The organism is Pantoea sp. SO10, from assembly GCF_005281435.1.
Taxonomy (GTDB): Bacteria; Pseudomonadota; Gammaproteobacteria; order Enterobacterales; family Enterobacteriaceae; genus Pantoea; species Pantoea leporis.
Map to the genome: position 1 here is coordinate 1,520,262 of NZ_CP040095.1, position 26,427 is coordinate 1,546,688.

Consider the following 26,427-nt stretch of genomic DNA (forward strand, 5'->3'; position numbering starts at 1 on the left):
GCCGTTGCGGCAAACCAATTTATTTTTAGGGAGATATATATGGGTAGTTCTTCATTTGCTCAGGATTTAACTGAGCAGCGGGTCGCGCCTGCCACCTTCAATCGCATCTCACCCTCACCTAACGCTGCAGAAGAGCTGGTATGTTACTGGCTGCAACCCGATGCTGCGGGATCGCATCTCACCTCGTCATTGCTGCCGACCTTTCCGCACAGCACGCCGGCTGAAGATGATTTCCTGCTGTTCAGCGCGGAGCGCAGCGCCTTGCCGGCCAACCTGCTGCAGGACGTGGCAAAGCTCAGTGACCAGCGTCCCGAGCTAAACTGTTTTGTGGTCTCACTGGCGAAGCGCGAGCTGGCGAACGGTTTACACTCTTCTCTTCAGCTGTTCCAGCAACTGCATGCGCAGCGCTGGTGGCAGCAGGGCGGCTTTGTGGTGATCTTGCGTGCTGGGCTGGCCCGCGCGGGTGGGCCGCTGACGCGTATTCAGGATGTGATGCTGGCCGGATTACTGCATACGCAAACGGCGTGGGTGCTCGATTACGCCAGTGAAGCGTCGCTGACCACTCAGGTAGAAGCCTCGCCGCGCTTAACCTATCAGCAATTTATTACCGATTATGAAAAACTCACACGATTGTCACACTATATTCCGGAGCGAAACCGCTATCGGGAAAGTTATTTACGCAGCGGCTTATTACAATTAGTCCAGCACGAGTTGAGTGGTGCCGATAAATTCTCAGATAATACCCGCCATGCATTAACCTACTTTGCGGAAAACTTCCCGGCCAAAGGTGCAATGGAAAAACTCATGTTGAAACAACCTGACATCTATTTCGCCATGATGAAAATGAGAAAAAAGCTGGGCGCTTAGCACCAACGTTAATTTTAAGAATAACTCCGGTGTGCGCGTGAATACTTTTATGTCACGCTTAAGGCCACTGAGATAATCCCCAGATGCCAAAACACCTATGTCTATAAAACGTAACGCGATTGCCAACTATGTTGGTCAAATCTATCTGACGCTGTCAGGTATTTTGGTTGTACCACTTTATATTCAACACTTAGGTATGGAAGCCTACGGTTTAGTGGGCTTCTTTTCGATTTTATTAACCTGGCTGCAATTACTCGATGCCGGTGTTTCGACCACCTTGATGCGGGAAGCGGCGCGCTATCGTGCTAATCAGGCGGAATTTGTCTGGTTCCCGGCGCTGTTTGCCACGCTGACCAAATTCTTCTTGTTCTCCACGATTGTGCTGGTGGTGTTGGGTTGGTTGGCGACGCCATGGATTGCCACGCACTGGCTGGATGCGCGTCATCTTCCGGCGGGCGATGTGGTGATTGCCGTGGCGATTATGGTGATCACTGCGGCGATACGCTGGCGCACCAGTCCGTATCGCAGCGTGATTGTGGGCTTCGAACATCAGGTGTGGCTGAACGGCGTCAACCTGATTATCACCACCTTGCGCACCTTTGGCGCGGTGCTGGTGATTCAATTCTTCTCTAATGCGGTATTGGCGTTCTTTGTCTGGCAGTTGCTGGTGTCGATTGCCGAAGCGGCCTGCTGTATCTACAAATCCTGTCAGCTGATCCCCAAAGCGGCGCGCAAAGAGAAGCGCGGCGATCTGAAAGAGGTGCTGAAACCCTTTATTCGTTTTGCGCTCAGCGCGGCATTTTCCAGTGCGGTGTGGACCTTTATTTCGCAAATCGACCGACTGGTGCTCTCCAAGACGCTGCCGCTAAGTGAATACGGTTCGTTTACCGTGGTGGCGACCGCCGCGACCGGCATTCTACTGCTGAGTAGCCCGATCATGCAGGCCATCGTGCCACGCATGACCGGCATGAAAACCCGCAAAGAGGGTGATGCGGAGTCCTTGAAACTTTACCGCTACACCACGCAGGCGGTGGCGATCTTTATGGCGCCGCTCAGTATCACCATCGCCTGTTACGCCGGCCCACTGCTGTGGGCGTGGACGCAGAAAAGTCAGATTGTTGATGAGATGTCGTTTGTCCTTAGCCTGTACGCATTAGGCAGCGGCATTCAGGCTATCTGCGGTTTGCTCTATCACCTGCAATACATCAACGGCAACCTCAAGCTGCACATGAAAGGCTTCACCTGCTTTGCCGTGCTGCTGGTGCCGCTCAACATCTGGTGTGCCATTCACTACGGCGCACTCGGCACCGGTTGGCTGTGGCTGGGCCAGAACATCTTCTATCTGGTGGGCTGGGCGTGGCTGGTGCATCGCCGCTTTGCGCCGGGCATCCATTTCACCTGGTTAACCCGCGACGTGATGCTGATTTGGGCGGTTTCTGCGGCTGTCGCCTGGCTGAGCACCTTGCTGCCGATCGAGTGGAACCAAAATCGCTGGCTCAACCTGCTGTGGCTTGGCTTGATTGGCGCGTTCAATCTCGGCGTCTGCTGTCTGCTGCACAGCGTGGTGTTGAAGCGTCTCAGAATTCCGTTGTTTAACGTTGAGGAAAGAGGATGAGCATGATGTCATCTCACCGTATCCCTACGGTTTCGGTCATCATACCGAACTGGAATTGCGCGCCCTGGCTGCCAGAAGCGATGGGTTCATTACTGCGTCAGTCATCGCCGCCGGAACAGATCATTGTTATCGACGATGGTTCCAGTGACAGCAGCGTAGCCTGGCTCACGGCGTTTGCGGCTCAGCATCCGCAGGTGATCCTGCTGAGCGGTGAGCGCGGCGGCGTCAGCGCCGCGCGTATGAAAGGGCTCTCTGTCGCAACCGGTGATTTTGTTTACTTCATGGATGCCGATGATTTTGTCTCCACCGATTTGTTCGCCGACTTCCGTCGCGTGCAGGCGCGCCATGAAGATATCGATCTGTTCTGCTTTGGCGCGAAAATGTTTTTTGATGTGCCTGCCGCGCAGCGCCACTATCAAACCATTCACCAGCGTCATGTCAGTGGATTGCTGCCCGGTGGCAGCACCAGTTTACGTACGCTGATGCAGCATCAGTCGGCGCATCGCGTCGTGTGGAGCAGCATCATTTCGCGTCGCTTGATTGATCAACTGGCGCTGCAGTTTCTGCCGATTCAAAACCATGAAGATGCGCCTTACATGTTTGCGCTCTATCTGCAGGCGCGTAACATTTATTGCACCAGCCAAAGTTACTACTACAAACGCTTTATGCTGACGTCGCTGTCGCAAAGCACGCGCGATTTTTCCTATGTGAAAAATTACTTTATTGCGCGTGAAAGCAGCGAACAGTTCCTGCGCGAACGGCAACTGCCGGTGGATGCGGCGTTGCTGGATAGCTACTACCAAACGGTGATGCACAGCTGCCTGGCGCAGATGCGCAAAAATCACATGGTGATCCCAACGGATTGGCAACCGCAGGTGAATCAGCTGGTGCGCAATGTATTGCAACATAGCGCGCGTCTGAAGCTGATGTGGTATTGCCCGACGATTTACAGTGGCTTGCAGGCGTGTCGCGAACAGCTTGGCCGCTATTCTGCACGACGCTGATAACGATCAAATTGTGATGCAGTAGAACAATTTACTTTTGCGCCAGCGCACCTTACCATTCTGGCGCACATTTTCCCGTGCACCCCGACTTCCCTGGTTTCCGTCATTGAGGAGAGTGCATGTTATATCCTATCGTCCGGCCAGCGCTGTTTAAGCTTGATCCTGAGCGTGCGCACGAACTCACCTTTCAACAACTGCGTTTTATTAGCGGCACCCCGCTGGAAGGGCTGATTCGCCAGTCGCTGCCATCACGTCCGGTAACCTGCATGGGATTAACCTTCCCGAACGCGCTCGGCTTAGCGGCCGGTCTCGATAAGAATGCCGAGTGCATTGATGCCTTCGGCGCGATGGGCTTTGGTTTTGTCGAAGTTGGAACGGTAACGCCGCTGGCGCAACCGGGAAATGATAAACCGCGTATGTTCCGCTTAGTGCCTGCCGAAGGGATTATTAACCGCATGGGGTTTAATAATCTCGGCGTTGATCATCTGATTGCCAACGTTAAAAAGTCGCGCTTTAAGGGCATTCTCGGCATCAATATTGGCAAAAATAAAGATACGCCGGTCGAGAAAGGCAAAGACGATTATCTGATCTGCATGGAAAAGGTATATGCCCACGCCGGTTATATCGCCATCAATATTTCGTCACCCAACACGCCAGGATTACGCACGCTGCAATATGGCGAAGCGCTGGACGATCTTCTTTCTGCCATCAAATTAAAACAGCAAGAACTTCAGGCAAGGCACCTTAAATATGTGCCGGTGGCGGTAAAGATCGCGCCGGATCTGACTGAAGAAGAATTGATCCAGGTTGCCGACAGTTTGGTGCGCCACAATATTGATGGTGTGATTGCCACCAATACCACGCTTGATCGTTCGCTGGTGACCGGCCTTAAATACGCCGAAGAAATGGGCGGATTAAGTGGTCGTCCGGTGCAGTCACGCAGCACCGAAGTGATTCGCCGCCTGGCGCAAGAGCTGCAGGGCCGCTTACCTATTATCGGCGTCGGTGGTATTGATTCGCTGGTTTCTGCGCGTGAGAAAATTACCGCGGGTGCAACATTAGTGCAGATATACTCTGGATTTATTTATAAAGGCCCAAGCTTAATTAAAGATATCGTGACCCACCTCTAAGACATTTCCCACTTTACTGCGCCGAGGGGTTTATTTATCCCTTCGGCTCGTTTATATTTTGTCCTGCTGATGCCTTTTTCAGCTTTTTCTCAGATTTATTTTTTTAATTAAGCGCCGTTTAGCGCAGCGATAAACCACAGGGCAGATCATGAAAATCAAACCTGATGACAACTGGCGTTGGTATTTCGACGCTGATCATGACCGCATGATGCTGGATTTAGCCGACGGCATGTTATTTCGCTCGCGCTTCTCGCGCAAAATGCTGACGCCTGATGCCTTTAATGTCAGCGGTTTTTGCGTTGATGACGCCGCGCTCTATTTTAGCTTTGAAGAACGTTGCCGTCAGAGTGGATTAAAAGGCGATCAGCGTGCGGAGTTAGTGTTAAACGCGCTGGTAGCCAGTCGTTTTCTCAAACCTCTGATGCCAAAAAGCTGGCACTTCACCAATCACGCGCACAGCTGGCAGCCCGCTGCGGGCGATATGGTGGCGGTGACGCTGGCTGATAGCGGCGAACAGGCACAACTGTTTGTGGTTGAAAGCGGTGAGAATGCCGCGCTGTGCTTATTAGCGCAAAACGCGTTAACCGTGGCGGGTAAAGGTATGCAGTTGGGTGATGCGATTAAGATCATGAACGATCGTCTGCGTCCGCAGCAGCAGGAACAAACCGCCCACTTTGCGCGGGCGGTGTAATCGGCTTAAGTCAGTTCGATATCGCCTGCCGGAATACAGCTGCAGCTTAAGATGGTACCATCCGCGCGCACCGCGCTTTTCTTCAGTGCCTTCACTTCACCCGCGACCAACGTCACTTTGCAGCTGCCACAAATCCCGGCGCGGCACGAGTAGGGAATGCGGAAACCCTGCATTTCCAACTGTTCCAGCAGCACTTGCTGATTGTCGCCGCTAAAGCTCGAACCCTGATAATCGATGATCACCGCGCTGTGGCTGCTGGCGGCTGGCGCCAGCGTTTCGACCACGGTGCCCGCACCGTAAGCGCGTGGGGTTTGCTTCTCAATAATGGTCACCGCATCGCCGACGCGAATAATGCCGCTATTAAGGGCGATCAAATTCAGGCCGAAATCGATATCGCCGCTGCCATCCTGCGCGCTGCGAAAACCCTGCAAGGTCGAGAGCGGTTCGCCATCAGGATGTTTACGTCCGCTTTCGGTACCGACGGTGGTAAACACGCAGCGGCTGCACGGTTTCGGCATCTCAAAGGTGATCTCGCCAATTTGCAGGCGTTTCCAGCTATCTTCTTCCCAGGCGGCCGCGCCGCTCACCACCAGATTGGGACGGAACTGCTCAACGCGCACGCTGGCCGGACAGCGCTGTTGCAGATCCTGCAACGAGGCCATATTCACCAGCAGGTAAGGAAAACCGTCGGCGAAACTTAGTGGCACATGATCAAAACGCTTCACGCGGCGCGTCGGTTGCACGCCGGTCCAGCGCAGCTGCACCGGACGCGGGAAGAAGGTGCTTAACCAGCTGTTGATCGCGTCAGGCGCAACGCGCGCGGTGAAATGGTTGCCCCAGACTTCGGTAGGTGACTGCTCAGCGGTGAAATCAGCGAAGCGGATCAGCGCCTGCGAACCATCCGGTGCCTGCAGAAACAGCCCGTCCGGCAGCAGCGCCGGGGTAAAGCGCACCATTTCCGGAAACTGGCGGGCGGTCACGAACGTGCCGTCCCGTTCGGTCACCATAAAGATGCGATCAAAGCCCAGACCGCTTTCCAGCACCTGCGCATGTGACAGTTGCAGACCGCGCATAGATTTAACGGGATGGATGTAAAGGCGTGAAAGCGTAATCATCACCACTCCAAAAAAGGGGTCATAAGTTTTAAAGAAGCTAACTTTATGACATAGCACGCTGATTCGCTATAATGCGCAGCAATTTAAGCAAGAGTAAAAAGTGACGATATGAATTCTCTGTTTGCCAGTACGGCGCGTGGGCTCGAAGAGCTTTTGAAAAGTGAGCTAGACGCGCTGGGTGCGCAGGATTTGCAGGTGGTGCAGGGCGGCGTCCACTTCCAGGCCGACGACCATGTAATGTACCAAAGCCTGCTGTGGAGCCGTCTGGCTTCGCGCATTTTGCTGCCGCTGGGAGAATTTGGCGTCTGGAGCGATCTCGATCTTTACGTGGGTGCGCAAAGTATCCCGTGGACCGAGATGTTCGACAGCAACACCAGTTTTGCCATCCATTTTAGCGGCACCAACGAGGTGATCCGCAACAGCCAGTTCGGTGCGCTGCGCATTAAAGATGCCATCGTCGATAGTTTTACCCGCCAGAATCTGGAGCGCCCGAACGTTGATCGTGAACAACCGGGCATCCGCATCAATGCGTGGCTCAACAAAGATCGCGTCAGCATCGCGCTGGATCTAAGCGGTGATTCACTGCATCAGCGTGGCTATCGCCAGCAAACCGGCGCAGCGCCGCTAAAAGAAACCTTAGCGGCAGCCATCGTGATGCGTTCCGGTTGGCAGAGCAGCACGCCGCTGGTCGATCCGATGTGTGGTTCCGGTACGCTGCTGCTGGAAGCGGCGTTGATCGCCTGCGATCGCGCGCCTGGCCTGCTGCGTACCCATTGGGGCTTCAATCGCTGGAAGAAACATAATCAGGCAGCGTGGCAGGAAGTTCATGCTGTCGCGAAAGAGCGCGCGCGCGTGGGTACCGCCGCTGCGACCGCCCGTTTCTTTGGCTACGATAATGACAGCCGCGTGCTGGAATCGGCGCGCTCCAACGCCCGTCGTGCAGGCGTGTTCGAGCTGTTCACTTTTGGCCAGCAGGATGTGATTAAGCTGAAGAATCCGCTGGCGGGCAAAGAGATTACCGGCACGGTATTGAGCAATCCGCCGTACGGTGAGCGTCTGGAAAGCGAACCGGCGCTGATTGCGCTGCACAGCCAACTGGGCCGCATCATGAAGCAGAACTTTGGCGGCTGGAATCTGTCGCTGTTCAGCGCCTCGCCAGAGCTGCTGAGCTGCTTGCAACTGCGTGCCGATCGCCAGTTCAAAGCCAAAAATGGCCCGCTGGAGTGCGTGCAGAAAAACTATCAGCTGGCTGCGACCAGCGCAGAAGGCGGCGCGCAGATCGCCGAAGATTTTGCTAACCGTCTGCGCAAGAACCTGAAGAAGCTGGATAAATGGGCGCGTCAGTCGAATATCGATTGCTATCGTCTGTATGACGCCGATCTGCCTGAGTACAACGTAGCGGTCGATCGTTACGCTGATTGGGTGGTGATTCAGGAGTATGCGCCGCCGAAAACCGTGGACGCTAACAAAGCGCGTCAGCGTCTGTTCGATGTGATCAGCGCTACGCTGAGCGTGCTGGAGATCCCGGCCAATCATCTGGTAATGAAGACCCGCGAGCGCCAAAAAGGCAAAAGCCAGTATCAAAAGCTGGGCGAGAAGGGTGATTTCTTCGAAGTGCAGGAATTTGATGCGCGCCTGCTGGTGAATCTTACCGATTATCTGGATACTGGTTTGTTCCTCGATCACCGTATTGCGCGCCAGATGCTGGGCAAAATGAGCGCAGGTAAAGATTTCCTCAATCTGTTTGCGTATACCGGCACCGCCAGCGTACACGCCGGTTTGGGTGGCGCGAAAACCACCACCACCGTGGATATGTCGCGTACTTATCTGGAGTGGGCCGAGCGCAACCTGCGCCTTAACGGTTTAACCGGCCGTAATCATCGCCTGATGCACGCCGATTGCCTGAGCTGGTTGCGTGAGAGTGACGAACAGTTCGATTTGATCTTTATCGATCCGCCGACGTTTTCTAACTCTAAGCGCATGGAAGACGATTTCGACGTGCAGCGCGATCACATGATGCTGATGCAGAACCTGAAACGTTTGCTGCGTCGCGGTGGCACCATTATGTTTTCCAACAACAAGCGCGGCTTCAAAATGGATCTCGACGGCCTAGAACGTCTGGGTCTGCAGGCGCAGGAAATTACCCAAAAAACGCTGTCGCAGGATTTCGCGCGCAACCGTCAAATTCACAACTGCTGGCTGGTTAGCCACGCCGGTAAGGAATAAGTTTTATGTCACTGATCAGTATCCATGGCGCTTACCTCTCGTTCAGCGATGCGCCGCTGTTGGATAACACCGAACTGCATATCGAAGAAGGCGAACGCGTCTGTCTGGTTGGCCGTAACGGCGCCGGTAAATCGACGCTGATGAAAATCATCAACGGCGAACAGCCGCTGGATGACGGCCGCATCATTTATGAGCAGGATTTGGTGGTGGCGCGTCTGCAACAGGATCCGCCACGCAACATTACCGGTTCTGTTTATGACTTCGTTGCCGAAGGCGTGGCCGAGCAGGCGGAGCATCTCAAGGCTTATCACGCGATTTCCCATCTGGTGATGGAAGATCCGAGCGAGAAGAACCTGAACGAGATGGGTCGTTTGCAAACCATCCTTGACCATCAGAATCTGTGGCAGCTGGATAGCCGCATCAACGACGTGCTACAGCAGATTGGTCTGGATGCGGATACCGAGTTGTCTTCGCTGTCTGGCGGCTGGCTGCGTAAAGCGGCGTTGGGCCGCGCGCTGGTGAGCAACCCGCGCGTACTGATGCTCGACGAACCGACCAACCACCTTGATATCGAAACCATTGATTGGCTGGAAACGTTCCTCAAGACATTCACCGGCAGCATCATCTTCATTTCGCATGACCGTTCGTTTATTCGCAACATGGCGACGCGCATTGTCGATCTTGATCGCGGCAAGCTGGTTTCCTGGCCGGGCAACTACGATCTGTTCCTGACCGGCAAAGAAGAAGCGCTGCGTGTCGAAGAGATGCAGAACGCCGAGTTTGACCGCAAGCTGGCGCAGGAAGAAGTATGGATCCGTCAGGGCATCAAAGCGCGCCGCACGCGTAACGAAGGTCGTGTACGTGCCCTGAAAGCGCTGCGTAACGAGCGCTCTGCACGTCGTGAAGTGATGGGCAAAGCCAATATGCAAGTCGGCGAAGCGGCACGTTCAGGCAAAATCGTGTTTGAGATGGAAGATGTCAATTACAGCGTGGGTGGCAAAACCCTGGTGAAAGACTTCTCTACTCAGGTGCAGCGTGGCGACAAAATCGCCCTGATTGGCCCGAACGGTTGCGGTAAAACCACCTTGCTGCGTTTGATGCTGGATCAGCTGAAAGCCGACAGCGGCCGCGTGCATTGCGGTACCAAGCTGGAAATCGCTTACTTCGATCAGCACCGCGCTGAGCTGGATCCGGATCGTACCGTGATGGATAACCTCGCTGAAGGTAAGCAGGAAGTGATGGTTAACGGCAAACCGCGCCACGTGCTCGGTTACCTGCAGGACTTCCTGTTCCATCCGAAACGCGCCATGACGCCGGTGCGCGCCTTGTCCGGCGGTGAGCGTAACCGCCTGCTGCTGGCGCGTCTGTTCCTCAAGCCAAGCAACCTGCTGATTCTCGATGAACCGACCAACGACCTCGACGTCGAAACGCTGGAATTGCTGGAAGAGCTGGTGGATGGTTATCAGGGCACCGTGATGTTGGTGAGCCACGACCGTCAATTCGTCGACAACACCGTGACCGAGTGCTGGATCTTTGAAGGCAACGGCGAAATCGGCACCTTTGTCGGTGGCTATCACGATGCTCAGCAGCAGCGCGCAGCCTATAAGCAGGGCAAAGCCTCGCAGGCTAAACCGGCTACACCGGTGAAAACCGCTGAGAAAAGTGACGCCGCCAAACGTCCGGCCAACAAGCTAAGCTATAACCTGGCACGTGAGCTGGAACAGCTGCCACAAAAACTGGAGCAGCTGGAAACCCGCATCGGTGAGTTGCAGGCTAAAATGAGTCATCCAGATTTCTTCAGCCAGCCACACGATAAAACCCAGCCGGTTCTGGATGCGTTAGCGCAAACCGAGCAGGAGCTGGAAGTGGCGTTCGAACGCTGGGAAGAGCTGGAAGCACTGAAAAACGGCGCGTAATCGGAAGGAGTCAGCATGTGTGCAGCGGATCAAGCGCATCAGTGGAGTCTTTGTCCACAGTGTGATTTAACAGTAAAGCTGCCCGCTGTACCGGTTGGCAGCCGTGCGCGTTGCCCGCGTTGTCATACCACGCTGCAAGCCAACTGGCAGGAGCCGCGTCGACGTCCGACCGGCTACGCCTTTTCGGCCCTGTTCATGCTGGTGCTGGCCAATCTGTTTCCTTTCATCAATATGCACGTTGCGGGATTGAGCAGCCAGATATCGCTGCTCGAAATCCCCCTGGTGATGGATCGCGAAGATTACCGCAGCCTGGCAACGCTGTTTCTGCTGTTTGTGCAGGGCATTCCTGCCTTCTGCATGATCACCATTATTCTGCTGGTCAATAACGTCCGCATGCCGCACAACCTGCGGCTTGGGTTGGCGCGCGTGCTGTTTCAGCTGCGTAGCTGGGGCATGGCGGAAATTTTTATGGCCGGCGTGCTGGTCAGTTTCGTTAAGCTGATGGCGTATGGTGAGATTGGCCTCGGCAGCAGTTTTTGGCCGTGGTGTCTGTTCTGCGTGTTGCAATTGCGCGCTTTTCAATGTGTTGATCGCCGTTGGGTGTGGCACCGCATCAATCCGTTACCGCCGCTGCCGAAAACGCCGCTGGCCGGTGTTAGCGGCCTGAAGCAAGGTTTGCGTAGCTGTCCGTGTTGTACCGCGATTCTGCCCGCTGACCAACTGGCGTGCCCGCGTTGTGGTGTGAAGGCGCATGCGCGCCGCAAGCACAGTTTGCAATGGACGCTGGCGCTGCTGATCACCTCGGTGATGCTCTACATTCCCTCAAATATCATGCCGATCATGGTGACCGAAACGCTCGGTTCGCAATATCCTTCGAACATTATGGCCGGAGTAATTTTGCTATGGAGCGACGGTTCGTGGCCGGTGGCGCTGGTGATCTTCATCGCCAGTATCATGGTGCCTTCGCTGAAAATGCTGGCGATTGCCTGGCTGTGCTGGCACGGCAGCGGACGCGGTGGGCGCGATGATGAAAAGATGCACGTGGTTTATGAGGTGGTTGAATTCGTTGGCCGTTGGTCAATGATTGATGTGTTTGTAATCGCCGTTCTCTCTGCGCTGGTGCGGATGGGTCGGCTGATGAGCGTGTATCCTGCGCCAGGCGCGCTGCTGTTTGCCATGGTGGTCATCCTCACCATGTTTGCCGCAATGACCTTTGATCCGCGCCTGCTGTGGGATCGACAACGAGAAACTGAACGTAAGGAGCCGCGTCTTGACGGACAACCATCACGGGACTGCTAAGGTCGACCAGATTAAACGCTGGTCGCCGGTCTGGATTGTACCTATTGTCACGCTGTTAATCGGCGGATGGATTCTTTTTTATCACTTCAGCCATCAGGGCCCGGAAGTGACGCTGATTACCGAAAATGCGGAAGGCATCGAAGCCGGTAAAACCACCATTAAGAGCCGCAGCGTCAACGTCGGTGTGGTGGAAAGCGCGGTTCTGACCGACGATTTGCACCATGTAGAAATTAAAGCGCGTCTTAATGCCGGCATGGAAAAGTTGCTACAGGGCGACAGCGCATTTTGGGTGGTGAAACCGCAAATTGGTCGCGAAGGCATTACCGGATTGGGCACACTGCTTTCCGGTGCCTATATCGAGCTGCAGCCGGGCGCGAAGGGTGATAAGCCGGAACGTTATCAACTGCTGGATGCACCGCCGCTGGCGCCGCCGGATGCCAAAGGCATTCGCATAACGCTCGACAGCAAAAAAGCCGGTCAGCTTAATGCGGGCGATCCGGTACTGTTCCGCGGTTATCGCGTAGGTTCAGTGGAAACCAGCAACTTTGATACCGATAAACGCATGATGACTTATCAGCTGTTTATCTCGGCGCCTTACGATCGCCTGATCACCACCAACGTGCGTTTCTGGAAAGACAGCGGTATTGCCGTCGATATGTCTGCATCAGGCATGCGCGTAGAGATGGGATCGCTCACTACGCTATTCAGCGGCGGCGTCAGCTTTGATGTGCCGGACGGCGCTGAGCTGGGCCGGGCGGCGGAGAACAAGGCGGAATACCATCTGTACGACGATCAGCGCAGCATCCAGGATTCGCTCTACAGTGCTCATACCGATTTCCTGCTGTTCTTCACCGATTCGATTCGCGGCTTGCAGGTTGGCGCACCGGTTGAGTTCCGCGGCATTCGTTTGGGTACGGTGTCACAAGTGCCTTATATGATTCCGGGCGTGAATCAGGCGCTGAATACTGATTATCGTGTGCCGGTGCTGATTCGCATTGAGCCGGATCGGTTTGTTAATCGCCTGGGCGGAGATTTCAATCTTGAGCAGCATCTGCAGGATGGCAAAAAACGCGGTCTGCGTGCGACGCTGAAAACCGGCAACCTGCTGTCTGGCGCGCTATTTATCGACCTCGATTTCTACGATAACGCACCGGCGTATCAAGGCCCGAATCAGGTGGCTGGCCTGGAAGTGATTCCAACCGTCAGCGGCGGCCTGGCGCAGATTCAGCAGAAACTGATGGCGGCGCTGGATAAGATCAACGGCTTGCCACTTAATCCAGTACTGAATGAAGCCACAGGTACCTTGAAAGAGAGCCAGCGCACCCTGCAGCGGTTGCAGAAAACGCTGGATAACCTTAATCAGGTCACGGCGAATCCGGCGATGAAAACCCTGCCTTCAGACATGCAGCAAACCCTGCGCGAACTGAACCGCAGCATGAAAGGGCTGCAGCCAGGTTCACCGGCTTACAGCAAGCTGGTGGGCGATATGCAGCGGCTTGATCAGGTATTGCGAGAACTGCAGCCGGTGCTGAAAACGCTGAATAGCAAAAGTAACGCGCTGGTGTTTGAGGCCAAGCCGGGCCAGGATCCACAGCCAAAGAGGGCGAAACAGTGAAAAAAGGGCTAATTATCGGGGCGCTTTTGCTGCTGGCAGGCTGCAGCAGCACCATTGAAAATACCTATTATCAGCTGCCTGCGGGCAGCAATGTGGCGCGCGTTGAAAGTGCCGCGGGCACTGGCCAACCGATGATTTGGGTTGAGCAAGTGACGGTACCGGATTACATGGCGGGCAACGGCCTGGTCTATCAGACCAGCGATGTGAAGTACGTGATTGCAGCCAATAACCTGTGGGCCAGTCCGCTCGATCAACAGCTGCAGCAAACGTTGATCAGTAATCTCAGTAAAGCGCTACCTGGCCGCCTGGTTGCCGGTGCGCCGCTGGGCGATACGCACGATACGCTGTCGGTAAACGTTACCGGTTTCCAGGGACGCTACGATGGACAAGTGGTGGTGAGTGGCGAATGGTTACTGCAGCATCAAGGACGCCTAATCAAACATGGCTTTAATCTGACGCTGCCGCAAACCGAAGATGGCTATGATGCGCTGGTACGTACTCTGGCTCTCGGCTGGCAGCAAACCGCACAACAAATCGCAAATAGTGTGGTTTCGCTAAATTAAGATTTGTTCGATGCTTATGCTAAGTCCTTGATTTACTGTAGTGTGATCGCAGTCAAATCAGGGGCTTTTTTTATTGCCTAATCAGCCAGATAGACAATCAACTGACAATTCTACATGGCACTTTAACGTCAAAAACATGACATTGGCGTGAATTTTGCGCATTGACCTTTCTTCGGCATCGGGTTAGAACATTACTGTGGTTGAACATTATATCGCCACTCTTTCTTTCCACCCAGATTCCACCAGACCTGAAATGAGGGAAACGAGGCATGAAGAGACAGAAGAGAGACCGCCTGGAACGAGCACATTCACGAGGCTACCAAGCCGGTATTACGGGCCGCTCGAAAGAGATATGCCCTTATCAATTGATCGATGCACGGTCTCACTGGTTGGGAGGTTGGCGTCAAGCCATGGAGGACAGGTCAGCGGTGGCCTAGCACTGCTGGATGTCTAACATTATGGAAGAAACCTCCGCTGCGTGCGGAGGTTTTCATTTGGAAGGATTAGAAAGCTGAGGTGTCTTTGAACAGACCCACTTTCAAATCGGTCGCAGAGTAAATCAGGTTCCCGTCAACGAAGACTTCGCCATCTGCCACGCCCATCACCAGTTTACGGTTAATCACACGTTTGAAGTGAATTTTATAGGTCACTTTTTTGGCGGTAGGCAGGACTTGTCCAGTGAACTTCACTTCACCCACGCCCAACGCGCGGCCTTTACCTTCTGCGCCCAGCCAGCCGAGGTAGAAACCTACCAGCTGCCACATCGCATCGAGGCCGAGGCAACCCGGCATTACCGGATCGCCAATGAAGTGGCAGTCAAAGAACCACAGGTCAGGGCGGATATCCAGTTCGGCTTCGACGAAACCTTTATCGAATTTACCGCCGTCTTCGGTCATTTTGACCACGCGGTCCATCATCAACATGTTGTTGGATGGAAGCGGCGGTCCATTTTCGCCAAACAGTTCGCCGCGACCCGAGGCAATCAGGTCTTCTTTACTATAGGATTCGCGTTTATCTACCATGTTCTCAATATGCCTTCTTTTAGTGAAGCCCGAATATTAGCGAACAGTTGTACGCTGAGCAATGTTATCAGCTGTGGTTGAACCAGTTGAGCCAACGTAGTGGCCACGGACGCAGGCGAGCTTCCTGCTGGTTCAGCTGGGTAATACGTTCCTGAATGGTGCTAAGCAGAGATTCGCCGCTTTCACTCTGCCAGGCAATGCCGGTCAGCAGCGGCAACGCTTCATCTACGCTCTCAATGGCCCAAAGATGGAATTGTCCGGCCTTAACCGCTTCCACAACATCCTGATTCAGACTAAGATGGCGCGCGTTACTGGCAGGGAAAATGACACCTTGCTTGCCGGTCAGTTCACGTGAATGACAGATTTGGAAGAAGCCTTCAATTTTTTCGTTCAGGCCGCCGACGGGCTGCACGTTACCAAACTGATCAACTGAGCCGGTCACCGCAATCTGCTGGTTAACCGGCTGATTAGCCAGCGCACTGATTAACGCACAGAGTTCGGCCAGCGAGGCGCTGTCGCCATCCACTTCGGAATAGGATTGTTCAAACACCAGTGAAGCGGAGAAGGGCAGCTGTTGCTCCAGCTCCAGCTCGGCAATCAGGTAGGCTTGCATAATCATCATGCCTTTCGCATGGATGTTGCCACCTAATTCGGCTTTGCGCTCCACATCGGTGAACTCGCCATCGCCCGGGTGTACCACACAGGTAATGCGCGAAGGTTCTCCCCATGGACGCGGATGGCCTGGGAACTCAACCACCGAAAGGCCGTTGATTTGCCCAACCACTTCGCCTTCGGTTTCAATCATGATCTGATTAAGCAGGATTTCATCACGCATGCGATCGGCGAGGAAGCCTTCACGCCATTGGCGCGCTTCCAGCGCTTCTTTCAATGCTTCGCCATTGATGCTGTCGCCATGCAGCGCCGCTTCTTGCAGCTGGCGGCGAAGCCAGCGCGGGCAAAGCGGCAACGTGTCTTGATCACCGGTCATGCGTGCTGCTTCGGTGATTAACAATGGCCAGAAATCGGCTTCAGGCTGCGCTAATCCGGCTTGTTCGGCTTGCGTTAGCGTCCACTGGCACCATGACGTCATGTCATCTTCGTCGAGAATTTGTAAGCTCTCTTCGAATTCGCTATACAGCGCCATCTCATGAACTTCGACGTCCATTTCCTGGAAGGCGGCCAGTGCATCACGGTCGCCACACAGTACCAGACGCAGTTGCAACGGTAGCGGGGGAATGGCGACGGGCAATGGTTGACGCTCATCCTGTGAGTACCAATCGAAGCGACCTTGCTCAATACACTTACGCAAACGCAGCCACAGCAGCGGCTGTGCCAGTAAAGTGTTGACCGCAAGAATCAACGTACCGCCATTGGCGCGATGCAGTAAGCCCGGTTCAGGCTGCACACGGTCTTTATATTGACGTACGCAACCGAACAACTGTTCAGCTTCAATCCAGTCGGCGAAATGCACGCCGCCCTGGCTGGTGAAGGGGCGATTGATATCGGTTGGCGGTAGAAGACTGACGGTATCGCCCATCACATGATAGTCGCCACCGTAAAGAGAAATCTCATCCGGCTGGAAACGTTGCGCCGCATCGGCGATGCAGGCCAGGTAATCGCTGTTTTCCTGACTGCGTAACAGCAGCAGCGGAAAACCCAGGGTTTGATGATGCAAATGCGCCAGCGCATTCAGCAGACGCGGCTGAACCGCGGCAAGACTATCGCAATCTTCCAGTGAGACGTTCGAGAAAATGGATTGGTAGCGGTCGCTATCCGGCTGCAGGGCTTGCCACGTAATTTGAGTGCTGGTCAAAATATTCGCATTAGTCTGATTTAGGAAAAGCGCGATTATACAGGAATCAACCTGGTTAATCACGGCGGAGTTCCGGCCCGGATTGTGACGGCTGCAACATGTTTTTCCTTGCTGCATCCAGGAAAAAAGCTGTTATTCTTAGTTTGTTACGTGATCACGATGAGATTCCGATGAAATACCAGCAACTCGAAAATCTTGAAAGTGGATGGAAGTGGAAATACCTGGTGAAAAAGCATCGGGAGGGTGAACTGATCACCCGTCATCTTGAGCTTAGTGCGGCGCAAGCTGCGGTCGATACGTTGTTGTCGATGGAAAACAGCCCGGTTGAGGTTAACGAGTGGATCGCCCAGCACATTCATCCAGATTTGGAGAATCGTCTCAAGCAGACGATACGTGCACGTCGTAAACGTCACTTTAATGCTGAGCATCAGCACACGCGTAAGAAATCGATCGATCTGGAATATCTGGTGTGGCAGCGTCTGGCAGGATTGGCGCAGCGTCGCAGTAATACGCTGTCAGAAACCATAGTTCAGTTAATTGAAGATGCTGAACGCAAAGAGAAGTACGCCAGCCAGATGTCTACGCTGAAGCAAGATCTGCAGGCGATCCTCGGAAATGGTGGCTCGGAAAAAGAGTAGAATCCTTTTCGTTCTCATTACATTCAGCCATAAAAAAACCCCGCCTTAGCGGGGTTTTTTACTGCGTGATAACTTAAGCCTGTGGCTGAGTTACAACGTCTTTGATACCTTTCACGTCGATTTCAACGCGACGGTCTGGCGCCAGGCAGTCGATCAGGGCATTGCGGCCTTTCACGCTGTCACAGGTGTTGCCAGTAACTGGGTTGGATTCGCCCATACCGCGTGCAGAGATCTTGTTAGAAGGGATACCTTTAGATACCAGGTAATCAACTACAGATTGCGCGCGCTTCTCAGACAGTTTCTGGTTGTACTGCTCTGAACCGATGCGATCGGTGAAGCCCAGTACTACAACAGAGCCGTCTTTCGGATCCATTGAGCTCAGCTGGCTGTACAGCTGATCAAGAGCCTGCTGACCTTCTGGCTTCAAAGTAGATTTGTTGAAGGTGAACAGAACGTCAGACTTCAGGGTGAAACGCTTGGTTTCAACAACTGGCGCTGGAGCTGGAGCCGGAGCTACAACTGGCGCTGCATCTTCATCCTGACCGAAACGGTAAGAAACGCCCACGCTCAGCATGCTGTTGTCTGGACGTGCACCAACGGTACCTGCGTCACCGATGTTGTTAACCCACTGGTAGTCCAGGCGAGTTGCCCAGTTTTTGGTCAGTGCATATTCAACACCAACAGCAGCCAGCGGAGAAACGCCGGTGTCGTGGTCGCTGATGCGGCCAGTAGTTGGGTTGGTCTGAGTAGAGTCAGCACGCCATACCATACCACCCAGACGGGTGTAGACATCGAAGTCTTCGGTGATTGGGTAGCTCAGTTTAGCAGCCAGCTGAACGCCTTGTGCTTTGAATGCGCCATTGGTCACGGTGCCTTTGTTAGGCATACGGCCCAACCAGTCGTAGCCCAGCTCGAAGCCCAGGTACGGGTTCGCCTGATAACCCAAGAATGCACCAGCACCCAGCTGAGATTCATGAGTTGGACCGTTGTTGTTCTCATAACCGTTACCGTAGTAACCAGTATCGTGATACTGAGACCAGCCCAGTTTAGCACCGGTGTACCAGGTGTTATCTTTAGGTGCGGCCTGCGCTACGGTAGCGAAGCCAGCCAGTGCCACTGCAATTGCGATAGCTGTCTTTTTCATTTTTGCGCCTCGTTATCATCCAAATAGGCAATGAGCAAAAAGGTTGCTCTTTGTGTTAATCCTTCGCCGGGTCTAAACGCTCGCTTTTGACTCTACCGAAAAAACGGAGGTTATTGAGCACCCTGGCGAGCTAAAGTCTACAACGAGATTGGAAACTTACAAGTATGATGTGACGCCGGGCAGCAAAAAAACAGCGATTTATACACACATTTTAACAAATCATATGGCTAAATCTTCGGTATTAGAAAACAAAAAAGCGTCTAAGCCATTGTCATAGCTGGCGGGAAAAGAATCAGTAGCTTAGATGCAACTTTTGCAAAAAAAATGCTGAGAAAATTCCTGGATTTACTTAATGAAACAAATCTGAGGGAATTTTTGACGCATTAGGTTGTCTGGAATGAGCATATTGACGTCCCTGTGGACGCAAAATCAGACCGAGTGCTTCACCTTCCGCCGCTGCTTGTTCCAATTCTAAACGCTCTTCATCACTCAATTCGTACGGAATCCAGGCAAGCACGACGCTGTAGTTACCTGTACGTAATGCCTTCACCATACTTTCAACGGTGTTAAAACGCTCAGATTCGGTGATATGCATACTCTTTTCTAACGGCAATCCCGACTGCTGCATCCAGCTACGATTTAGCTTATGAGCCGGAGTGAGCCACAGCTGCCAGCGCGATTGCTCGCTCAACTGTTTTAGTACCGGAAGCAGCATAAGTTGCATCATTTCAGGTTGTTCGCTGGAGCGCAGTTCAGTGATTCCACCCAGCGAAGGTTGCGCTAAGCCAGGTGAAGCGAAACGATGTGAACGATCAGCAGGGCCAGAGAAATGAGTACGCATAATTTAATCACTCAGTAATGAACTGTATGGATGTACAGTAATGACTTCCTGGATAAAGATCAACCTCAATTTCTGAAAACGCCTCGCAATTTCTGCACAAGATCCCGCACTCCTGCTTTTATTCATTGAACAGCTAAATCGTTTTTTTTATCTTCTAACCAGATGAATCTGCGAGCTTTTATAGGAAATTTCCCGCGCATGGAATCCATTGAAGGGGGCGTTATGAAGAGATATAACCCGGTAGTTGAGCAATCGAAAGCGCAGTTGGCGGCATTAGGTAAAATTGAATCGCGTACGCAATTTGGGGGGTATGCGCTGACTATTGAGAAGGTGATTTTTGCTTATATTAATGAAGATGCGCTTTATCTCCGAGCCAGCGAGGCGCTTCACGTCTATAACGCACAGCGTTCACTCGAACCGCTGATTTACCGCAAGCGTGGCGTGCCGGTGACCTTAAGCTACTTCAAAGTAGATACACAGTTATGGCAAAACCCCGAACAATTATTGCAGTTATCGGCTAGCTCATTGCGCGCCGCACAGGAGGAAGCGGCTACCAGACTTGTCTCGCTGCGATTGAAAGATCTGCCGAATTTAAGCCTGCGACTGGAGCTGATGCTGCATAAGGTGGGGATCAGTTCGGTGCGGTTGCTGTGTGAAACAGGATCGCGACAAAGCTGGCTGAAACTACGCGCGGTGAATAAGCACATTGGGTTGAAAACGCTGCTGGCGCTGGAAGGTGCAATATCAGGACATCATGAGGCGGCGTTACCCAGCGCCATCCGGCAAGAGCTCTATGCCTGGTATTTAAAAATGCTCCGCCAGCATGCGGCGGCGGAGCATCAGCAGCCTTAATCGTTGACGAGGGTGCGGCGTAGACGGGCAATTTCGGGCAGCAGCGCGACCAACAATCCTAATTGCTGAATCACTAATGGTGCGCGTGTATCCGGGCTGTTTTTCATCTCGCTCATGCGCTGCATTAGCGCCTGCTGCATCTCTGTGGCTTGCGTATCCGTAACCTGATCGATCTGCAGCACATCTTCTATGAAGCAGACCGCGTCATCCAGTAAGGTCAGCAAGGTACTATCTGCCAGCTGTTCGCGATGCGCTCCCAGCGCCGAGATATAGCTGAGGAAGGAGTGGTTCAGACACAGCAGTCGAAACGCATTCTCACGTAGCGGTTGTTGTAGCTTAAGTTCACCACTGATGTTTGACACCACTGACGCTAGCTCAGCATCGGCGTTATGCGCATCGCGACGTGCCACGCGATAAGCCAGGCTATTGTCCTTGCCTTGATGGTATTGCTCCATAATCGCATCCAGATAGCGGCAGTTGGCATCCAACGTTCGATCGGCAACGGCGGTGATTTTGCGAAAACGCCAGTCGGGCCAGACAAATGCCACGGCTAGCCATGCCAGGCCACAGCCAAGCAAGGTATCCACCACGCGCGGTAGCGCCACTTCAAAGCCTTCGCCGAGCAAATTGAAGCACAGCAGAACCAGCAAGGTGATAAACAACGTGGCTTGCGCATATTGAATCTGGCGGAATGCGAAGAACAGCACGCCGCTCAGCACGATCAGCACCAGCTGACCTTCAATCGAGGGCACCAGCCACAAGACCGGCAGGCCGATGGCGATGCCGGCTAAGGTACCGCCAATACGCAAGGCGAGGCGTCGTCGGGTGGCGTTGTAATTGGGCTGGCAGACGAACAGGCTGGTCAGCAAGATCCAGTAACCGCGATCGACGCCGGTGATTTGAATAAAGGCGTAGCCAACACACAGCACTAGCGACATACGCACTGCATGGCGGAACAGGGCCGATTGTGGGCTGAGATGGCGACTCAGGCGTAAGCGGATATCCGCCCAGCCGCTGAGCCCTTCCCGTGACAGATGGTGATCGCTCTGCGGGGACGGTTCGGCCAGCATCTGCTCTGACTCAATCGATGCCAGTTGCGCATCAATGGCACGCAGATTACGCAGCAGCCAGAACAGTGCGTGAATGTGTGGATCCTGCGGCTCGTTCTGCTGAAGGCGTTGCAGCGCGGTTTCCAGCCGTTCAAAGGTGCGTTCAAAATGGCTGTCGTGATGCCACGGCTGACGCAGCAAAATGGTCTCCGCCAGTTGCCGACACGCGCGCGCTTGCATGTTCATCAGGCGCTGGAAACGGAACAGCACTTCGTTGTAACGCCAGTTATCACGCAGCAAATGATATTGCAGATGCGAGGAGCTGGCGCGTTCATGGATATCCTGCGCGACAAAATAGTAGTGCAGGCTGCGACGCGTGCTGCGTGAACCGCGGTCGCCACGCAAACGACTTTGAATAGTGCTTTTAGTGAGATTGAGCTGGGCCACCAACTGGCTGTTGACCATCGCCGTGGCAACCAGCGTAGCGTCATCCTGATCGCCGCCATCGGGATCAAACAGGTTTGCTTTGGCTTCAAGATAGCGCGCCAGCTGGGAAAAACTGCCTGCCAGCTGTTCCTGCACCGGGCGCACCGGAAACATCAAATGACCAACAAAGGTCAGCAAGTTGTACCAAAGGGCACCGATCAACAGCAGCGCTGGCTGCATCCACCACTGCGGGAACAAGCCGATGCCCAGCATGGTATAAACCGCAATCAGCAGCGCACCAAAGGCGATGGTGGCATAACGCTGTCCCAGCGCACCGAGCAAAATAAAGCCCCAGCTGGAAAGCGCCAGACCCAGAGCAAACGCCCACGGATGGGGGAACAGCAGTTCCACCGACACCGAAGCAATACAGAAACACACCAGGGTGATCAAAAGATTGCGTACACGCCCAATCCAGCGATCGTCGAGATCCGCCAGCGCCGCGGCGACCACGCCCAGCGTCAGCGGAATGGTCCACTCGATTTGGTGCAGCCACCACGGTACCGCCGCGCATCCGGTTAAGGCAAAGAAGATGCGCAGCAAATAGCGTAGGCTGCTGTTAAACAGATAACGTCGCCAGCCTGGAAAGGCGTCATGAATCATTGAACGGCCTCAGTAGCGGCGACGCGCATTGGCTTCACGCGCAGCCTGCGCTTCTTCAACGGAGACCACGCGACGGCCAACCGGCCACAGCGCAATCGCGGCAATTTTGAAGTTGGCGATGCCAACAGGAATGCCGATGATGGTCAGACACTGCACGATACCCGCCGAGATATGCGCCAGACATAGCCACCAGCCAAACAGTATCAGCCAGAAAATGTTAAGGAAGGTACCGCCGGTATTCATCACATGGCTTTTACTGTCGGGGCGCAGCACATCGACATGCACCGCTTCGTTGCCAAAGGGCAGCAGAGACAGTTTGGTGATTTCCCAGCAGGAGCGCGTCAACGGCAGCGTAAAAATCAGCACGATGCTCATCAGGGTGGCAAACAGCCAGCTGAGGGTGGTGAAAAAGCCGCCGAGAATGAAATTAAGAATATTAAGTACGGTACGCATAAACGTGTTTTTCCTTTTGTAATCCGCAATATGTGGCGCCAAGTTTAGCCTGTTTTAAGGCTGGAGCGCCAAGAGTCTGACAGGTAAACTGCGCGATATCGAATTCCACATGACGGTGCGGACATGGAACTGAAAGCAACATCAATGGGTAAACGTCTGGCACAGCATCCCTATAATCGGGTGCGCTTGCTGGCCGCCGGCGTGGAAGTCAGTGGCGATCGCCATGAATATCTGATCCCGTTTAACCAGTTGCTCAACATTGCCTGTAAACGCGGCATGGTATGGGGCGAACTGGAGTTTCTGCTGCCAGATGAGAAAGTGGTGCGCCTGCATGGTACCGAATGGCAGGAAACGCAGCGCTTTTTCCACTACTTGCAGCACGCCTGGCAGCAGTGGAGCCAGGAGATGAGCGAGGTGAGCGCGGAGGTGTTGGTCGCGCTGGAGCAGGAAATCCTCGCCTTCACCCAACAGGATCGCTGGTTGAAACGCAGTGAGCTGAGCGCGGTAAAAGAGAGCATTACACGCCAGTTTTCTGCCTTGCCGTTGCCTCTCGCGCGTATTGCCGAGTTTGATAACTGTCGTGAGCGCTGGGAATTCTGCCAGCAATGGCTGGAGCAGGGTGAAGCGGCGATCCGCCAACGCAATCGCCAATGGACCAGTAAGATCCTCAGCGACTATCACGAATTCTTTTCCACGGTTGAAACCACGCCGCTCAATCCATCGCAATGCGAAGCTGTAGTGAATGGCGAAGACGCGCTGCTGGTGCTGGCGGGGGCGGGCAGTGGCAAAACCTCGGTGCTGGTGGCGCGCGCCGGTTGGCTACTGAAACGCAAGCTGGCGCAAGCGGATCAAATTCTGTTGCTGGCGTTTGGTCGTCAGGCGGCAGAAGAGATGAATGACCGTATTCAAACGCGCCTTGGTGAAAGCGCGATTCAGGCGCGTACCTTCCATGCGTTGGCGCTGCATATCATCCGCGAAGGCAGTAACAAACAACCGGTGATTAGCAAGCTGGAAAGCGACAGCAAGGCGCGGCGACAGTTGCTGATAGAGACCTGGCGCGAGCAGTGCAACAGCAAAAAAGCGCAGGCCAGCGGCTGGCGTCAGTGGTTGCAGGATGAGCTGGAGTGGGAGATTCCCGAAGGTCCCTTTTGGCAAGATGACAAACTGGCGCAGCGCATCGCATCGCGCATGGAGCGCTGGCTGGGCTTGATGCGCATGCACGGCGGCGCGCAGGCGGCAATGATCGCGGATGTGGCAGAAGCGAAGCGCGATAATTTCAGCAAGCGTGTCAAACTGATGGCGCCACTGTTAAAGGCATGGAAAAGCGCGCTGAAAGAGGAGGGCGCGGTCGATTTCTCCGGGCTGATTCATCAGGCGATTGCCATTCTGGAGAAAGGGCGTTTTATCAGCCCGTGGAAGCATATTCTGGTCGATGAGTTTCAGGACATCTCACCGCAGCGAGCCGCACTGCTGACGGCGCTGCGTCAGCAAAACAAGCGAACCAGCCTGTACGCGGTGGGCGATGACTGGCAGGCAATCTATCGCTTTAGCGGTGCCGAAATGAGTTTGACCACCGCGTTCCATCACTATTTCGGCGATGGCGATCGCTGCGTGCTGGATACCTCCTATCGCTTTAACGATCGTATTGGTGAGATAGCCAATCGCTTTGTACAACAGAACCCGCATCAGCTGCGCAAGCCGCTGAACAGCTTGAGCAAAGGCAATAAAAAATCGGTGACTTTGCTGCCGCAGGATCAACTGGAAGCGCTGTTCGATAAGCTGAGCGGTTATGCCAAACCCGAAGAGCGCGTACTGCTGCTGGCGCGTTACCACCATTTGCGGCCAGCAATCCTCGATAAAGCTAAAACGCGCTGGCCAAAGTTAAAGCTGGATTTCATGACGATCCATGCCAGCAAAGGACAACAGGCGGATTTTGTTATTGTATTGGGGCTGCATCAGGGACGCGACGGTTTCCCGGCACAAGCGCGGGAATCCATCATGGAAGAGGGTTTGCTGCCGCAGCCGGAAGATTTCCCGGATGCGGAGGAGCGACGGCTGGCGTATGTGGCGATGACGCGTGCGCGCCAGCAGGTGTGGCTGATGTTCGATAAAGATCGGCCTTCGGTATTTGTCGAGCACCTGCGCGAATTAGGTGTGCCACAAAGCCGTAAGGCCTGATGATTAGGGTTTCAGGCGTTCGGCGAGATAACGCTGATAGTCTGGAATCTGAATCTCAATCTGTTGGGCAAACTTCGGTGACTGGATAATAAAATCTGCGGTGGTGCGGTTATTGGCCACCGGGATATTCCACACCGTGGCGAGGCGCAGCAGCGCTTTGACATCTGGATCGTGCGGCACCGCATTCAGCGGATCCCAGAAGAAAATCAGCACATCAATTTTACCTTCCGAAATCAACGCACCCACTTGCTGATCGCCGCCCATCGGGCCGCTTAGCATGGCGTTAACATCCAATCCGGTATGACGATTAATCAGATTGCCGGTGGTGCCGGTAGCGTACAACACATGCTGTTGCAGCGTGCTTTGGTTGGTTTGCACCCACTCCAGCAGCGAGGCTTTACAGTGATCGTGTGCAACGAGGGCGATATGTTTCTGAACCTGAAGGGTACGAACGGTCTGCTCCATAGGGCTTCCTGTTTCTTCTCATGCATTATGTGTTAATGCAGGAGTTTACCCCTGGCGTTTCATCACTATCAACTTGCGCGTAAGGTTTTCATCCAGCTAATAAAACGCAGACGTGTGGCGGCATCAAAACGCTTGAACCAGCCATGTAAAGAGGGAAGATCGCTAACATCCTGCCAGGCGTAATCCAGATTCAACTGCGCCTCGCTGGCGTTCAGCGAATGTAAGGCAAAACGCGGAACCGAAGCGGCGTGGGCATCACGATTATAATTCACCATCGCCTTTTCGAAATCGTTATCACCTGGCTTCGGCAAATGGTCGCGCAGGCTGGTGATTTCTATGCCGCGTTCATCAATCAGTTGAAAGTTGAGGGTTTTGTCGAAGGTGGTACGTTCACGACGATTAGTGAGCGCAGGCAAGCGAATTGCCACCGAATGAGCATTGGCGCTGAAAGTGACAATCATCGGCACGGATTGAAAGTGCGCGGCGTCAGTGCCCGGTTTTTCCACACGAAACAGAAACTGATGCTGCCCACGATCCAGCTCAAGGCTGCCTGCGCCTTTCAACAGCGAACCAGAAATTTTACGCCCGTCCAGCACCAGCAGTTCGATCTCGGGATCGAGCTTGAGAGTGATGGCCTGGCATGAGGCTGATACGAGCAACAGCAGTAAACCCGTAGCAGTTAAAGACAGCTTCATTTCAACTCCCGGCAGAAGGGGGTAAATCGATTATGTGTAGCAAAGTATTACATTATGGCAGTAAATTTACATTTTTACATATTTATTCGTGCTGCTGCGCAAAGTTCTGGTGACCAACAGTTGCAGCCTGATGCGCAATGCCATCTACAC

At 53.9% G+C, this 26,427-nt stretch carries 23 protein-coding genes; 14 read left to right on the top strand and 9 right to left on the bottom strand.

Going from position 1 to position 26,427, the window contains the following annotated elements:
* The first annotated feature begins 39 nt into the window (after window positions 1–39).
* The 5 genes from FCN45_RS06980 to FCN45_RS07000 all read left to right on the top strand — a co-directional run bounded on the left by FCN45_RS06980 (window position 40) and on the right by FCN45_RS07000 (window position 5,307).
* Complete coding sequence (locus FCN45_RS06980) at window positions 40–867, top strand: hypothetical protein (protein WP_137385507.1); 828 nt, start codon at window positions 40–42, stop codon at window positions 865–867.
* 97 nt (window positions 868–964) lie between these two features.
* A complete protein-coding gene (locus FCN45_RS06985) occupies window positions 965–2,482 on the top strand; it encodes a lipopolysaccharide biosynthesis protein (RefSeq protein WP_137385508.1) in 1,518 nt (505 codons plus the stop codon).
* A 2-nt stretch (window positions 2,483–2,484) separates the two neighbouring features.
* Window positions 2,485–3,486 carry a glycosyltransferase gene (locus FCN45_RS06990; RefSeq protein WP_246862554.1) on the top strand — a complete coding sequence of 334 codons (1,002 nt, stop codon included), beginning with the start codon at window positions 2,485–2,487 and terminating at the stop codon, window positions 3,484–3,486.
* Window positions 3,487–3,605: 119 nt separating this feature from the next.
* Window positions 3,606–4,616, top strand: a complete 1,011-nt coding sequence (pyrD, locus tag FCN45_RS06995) for a quinone-dependent dihydroorotate dehydrogenase (protein WP_137385510.1) — start codon at window positions 3,606–3,608, stop codon at window positions 4,614–4,616.
* Window positions 4,617–4,764: 148 nt separating this feature from the next.
* Entirely contained in the window at window positions 4,765–5,307 is a 543-nt protein-coding gene (locus tag FCN45_RS07000) for a cell division protein ZapC (RefSeq protein ID WP_101760931.1), read from the top strand.
* Window positions 5,308–5,312: 5 nt separating this feature from the next.
* On the opposite strand, the gene FCN45_RS07005 is transcribed toward FCN45_RS07000, so the two are convergent.
* Window positions 5,313–6,422, bottom strand: coding sequence for a YcbX family protein (locus tag FCN45_RS07005; RefSeq protein ID WP_137385511.1), 1,110 nt, complete (start codon window positions 6,420–6,422; stop codon window positions 5,313–5,315).
* A gap of 108 nt (window positions 6,423–6,530) precedes the next feature.
* Here FCN45_RS07005 and rlmKL point away from each other — a divergent pair, with 108 nt between their 5' ends.
* The 6 genes from rlmKL (at window position 6,531) to rmf (ending at window position 14,478) form a co-directional block, all read left to right on the top strand.
* The gene (gene rlmKL, locus FCN45_RS07010; protein ID WP_137385512.1) at window positions 6,531–8,648 is read left to right on the top strand and encodes a bifunctional 23S rRNA (guanine(2069)-N(7))-methyltransferase RlmK/23S rRNA (guanine(2445)-N(2))-methyltransferase RlmL; all 2,118 of its coding nucleotides are present in this window, start codon (window positions 6,531–6,533) and stop codon (window positions 8,646–8,648) included.
* 5 nt (window positions 8,649–8,653) lie between these two features.
* Complete coding sequence (locus FCN45_RS07015; protein WP_137385513.1) at window positions 8,654–10,564, top strand: ABC transporter ATP-binding protein; 1,911 nt, start codon at window positions 8,654–8,656, stop codon at window positions 10,562–10,564.
* A 15-nt stretch (window positions 10,565–10,579) separates the two neighbouring features.
* A complete protein-coding gene (gene pqiA, locus FCN45_RS07020) occupies window positions 10,580–11,863 on the top strand; it encodes a membrane integrity-associated transporter subunit PqiA (RefSeq protein WP_137385514.1) in 1,284 nt (427 codons plus the stop codon).
* Window positions 11,835–13,478, top strand: a complete 1,644-nt coding sequence (pqiB, locus tag FCN45_RS07025; RefSeq protein ID WP_137385515.1) for an intermembrane transport protein PqiB — start codon at window positions 11,835–11,837, stop codon at window positions 13,476–13,478. The genes pqiA and pqiB overlap by 29 nt, the downstream gene beginning before the upstream one ends.
* Window positions 13,475–14,041, top strand: a complete 567-nt coding sequence (gene pqiC / locus FCN45_RS07030; protein WP_101760925.1) for a membrane integrity-associated transporter subunit PqiC — start codon at window positions 13,475–13,477, stop codon at window positions 14,039–14,041. The genes pqiB and pqiC overlap by 4 nt, the downstream gene beginning before the upstream one ends.
* A gap of 269 nt (window positions 14,042–14,310) precedes the next feature.
* On the top strand, window positions 14,311–14,478 hold the full coding sequence (rmf, locus tag FCN45_RS07035) for a ribosome modulation factor (RefSeq protein WP_071531634.1): 168 nt from the start codon (window positions 14,311–14,313) through the stop codon (window positions 14,476–14,478).
* Between the two features lie 66 nt (window positions 14,479–14,544).
* On the opposite strand, the gene fabA is transcribed toward rmf, so the two are convergent.
* A complete protein-coding gene (fabA, locus tag FCN45_RS07040; protein ID WP_101760924.1) occupies window positions 14,545–15,063 on the bottom strand; it encodes a bifunctional 3-hydroxydecanoyl-ACP dehydratase/trans-2-decenoyl-ACP isomerase in 519 nt (172 codons plus the stop codon).
* A gap of 67 nt (window positions 15,064–15,130) precedes the next feature.
* Window positions 15,131–16,993 (bottom strand): Lon protease family protein, encoded by a 1,863-nt coding sequence (locus FCN45_RS07045; RefSeq protein ID WP_137385516.1) that lies wholly within the window; start codon window positions 16,991–16,993, stop codon window positions 15,131–15,133.
* A 53-nt stretch (window positions 16,994–17,046) separates the two neighbouring features.
* Here FCN45_RS07045 and matP point away from each other — a divergent pair, with 53 nt between their 5' ends.
* Window positions 17,047–17,514: a macrodomain Ter protein MatP gene (matP, locus tag FCN45_RS07050; protein ID WP_008101445.1), complete on the top strand. Its 468-nt coding sequence runs from the start codon at window positions 17,047–17,049 to the stop codon at window positions 17,512–17,514.
* A 73-nt stretch (window positions 17,515–17,587) separates the two neighbouring features.
* Here matP and ompA read toward each other — a convergent pair whose 3' ends face one another.
* Both ompA and sulA read right to left on the bottom strand, forming a co-directional pair.
* The gene (gene ompA / locus FCN45_RS07055) at window positions 17,588–18,658 is read right to left on the bottom strand and encodes a porin OmpA (protein ID WP_101760922.1); all 1,071 of its coding nucleotides are present in this window, start codon (window positions 18,656–18,658) and stop codon (window positions 17,588–17,590) included.
* 349 nt (window positions 18,659–19,007) lie between these two features.
* The gene (gene sulA, locus FCN45_RS07060) at window positions 19,008–19,499 is read right to left on the bottom strand and encodes an SOS-induced cell division inhibitor SulA (protein ID WP_101760921.1); all 492 of its coding nucleotides are present in this window, start codon (window positions 19,497–19,499) and stop codon (window positions 19,008–19,010) included.
* A gap of 222 nt (window positions 19,500–19,721) precedes the next feature.
* On the opposite strand from sulA, the gene FCN45_RS07065 reads away from it, so the two are divergent.
* Window positions 19,722–20,351 carry a TfoX/Sxy family DNA transformation protein gene (locus FCN45_RS07065; protein WP_101760920.1) on the top strand — a complete coding sequence of 210 codons (630 nt, stop codon included), beginning with the start codon at window positions 19,722–19,724 and terminating at the stop codon, window positions 20,349–20,351.
* Here the strand turns inward: FCN45_RS07065 and yccS are convergent.
* Both yccS and FCN45_RS07075 read right to left on the bottom strand, forming a co-directional pair.
* Window positions 20,348–22,486, bottom strand: coding sequence for a YccS family putative transporter (gene yccS / locus FCN45_RS07070; protein WP_137385517.1), 2,139 nt, complete (start codon window positions 22,484–22,486; stop codon window positions 20,348–20,350). The genes FCN45_RS07065 and yccS overlap by 4 nt on opposite strands.
* Window positions 22,487–22,495: 9 nt before the next feature.
* A complete protein-coding gene (locus tag FCN45_RS07075; RefSeq protein WP_137385518.1) occupies window positions 22,496–22,939 on the bottom strand; it encodes a YccF domain-containing protein in 444 nt (147 codons plus the stop codon).
* A gap of 123 nt (window positions 22,940–23,062) precedes the next feature.
* Between FCN45_RS07075 and helD the strand changes: the two genes are divergently transcribed.
* Window positions 23,063–25,117 carry a DNA helicase IV gene (helD, locus tag FCN45_RS07080; RefSeq protein WP_137385519.1) on the top strand — a complete coding sequence of 685 codons (2,055 nt, stop codon included), beginning with the start codon at window positions 23,063–23,065 and terminating at the stop codon, window positions 25,115–25,117.
* A 3-nt stretch (window positions 25,118–25,120) separates the two neighbouring features.
* On the opposite strand, the gene FCN45_RS07085 is transcribed toward helD, so the two are convergent.
* Complete coding sequence (locus FCN45_RS07085) at window positions 25,121–25,582, bottom strand: methylglyoxal synthase (protein WP_101760917.1); 462 nt, start codon at window positions 25,580–25,582, stop codon at window positions 25,121–25,123.
* Window positions 25,583–25,650: 68 nt separating this feature from the next.
* On the bottom strand, window positions 25,651–26,277 hold the full coding sequence (locus FCN45_RS07090; protein WP_137385520.1) for a DUF2057 family protein: 627 nt from the start codon (window positions 26,275–26,277) through the stop codon (window positions 25,651–25,653).
* Between the last annotated feature and the right edge of the window lie 150 nt (window positions 26,278–26,427).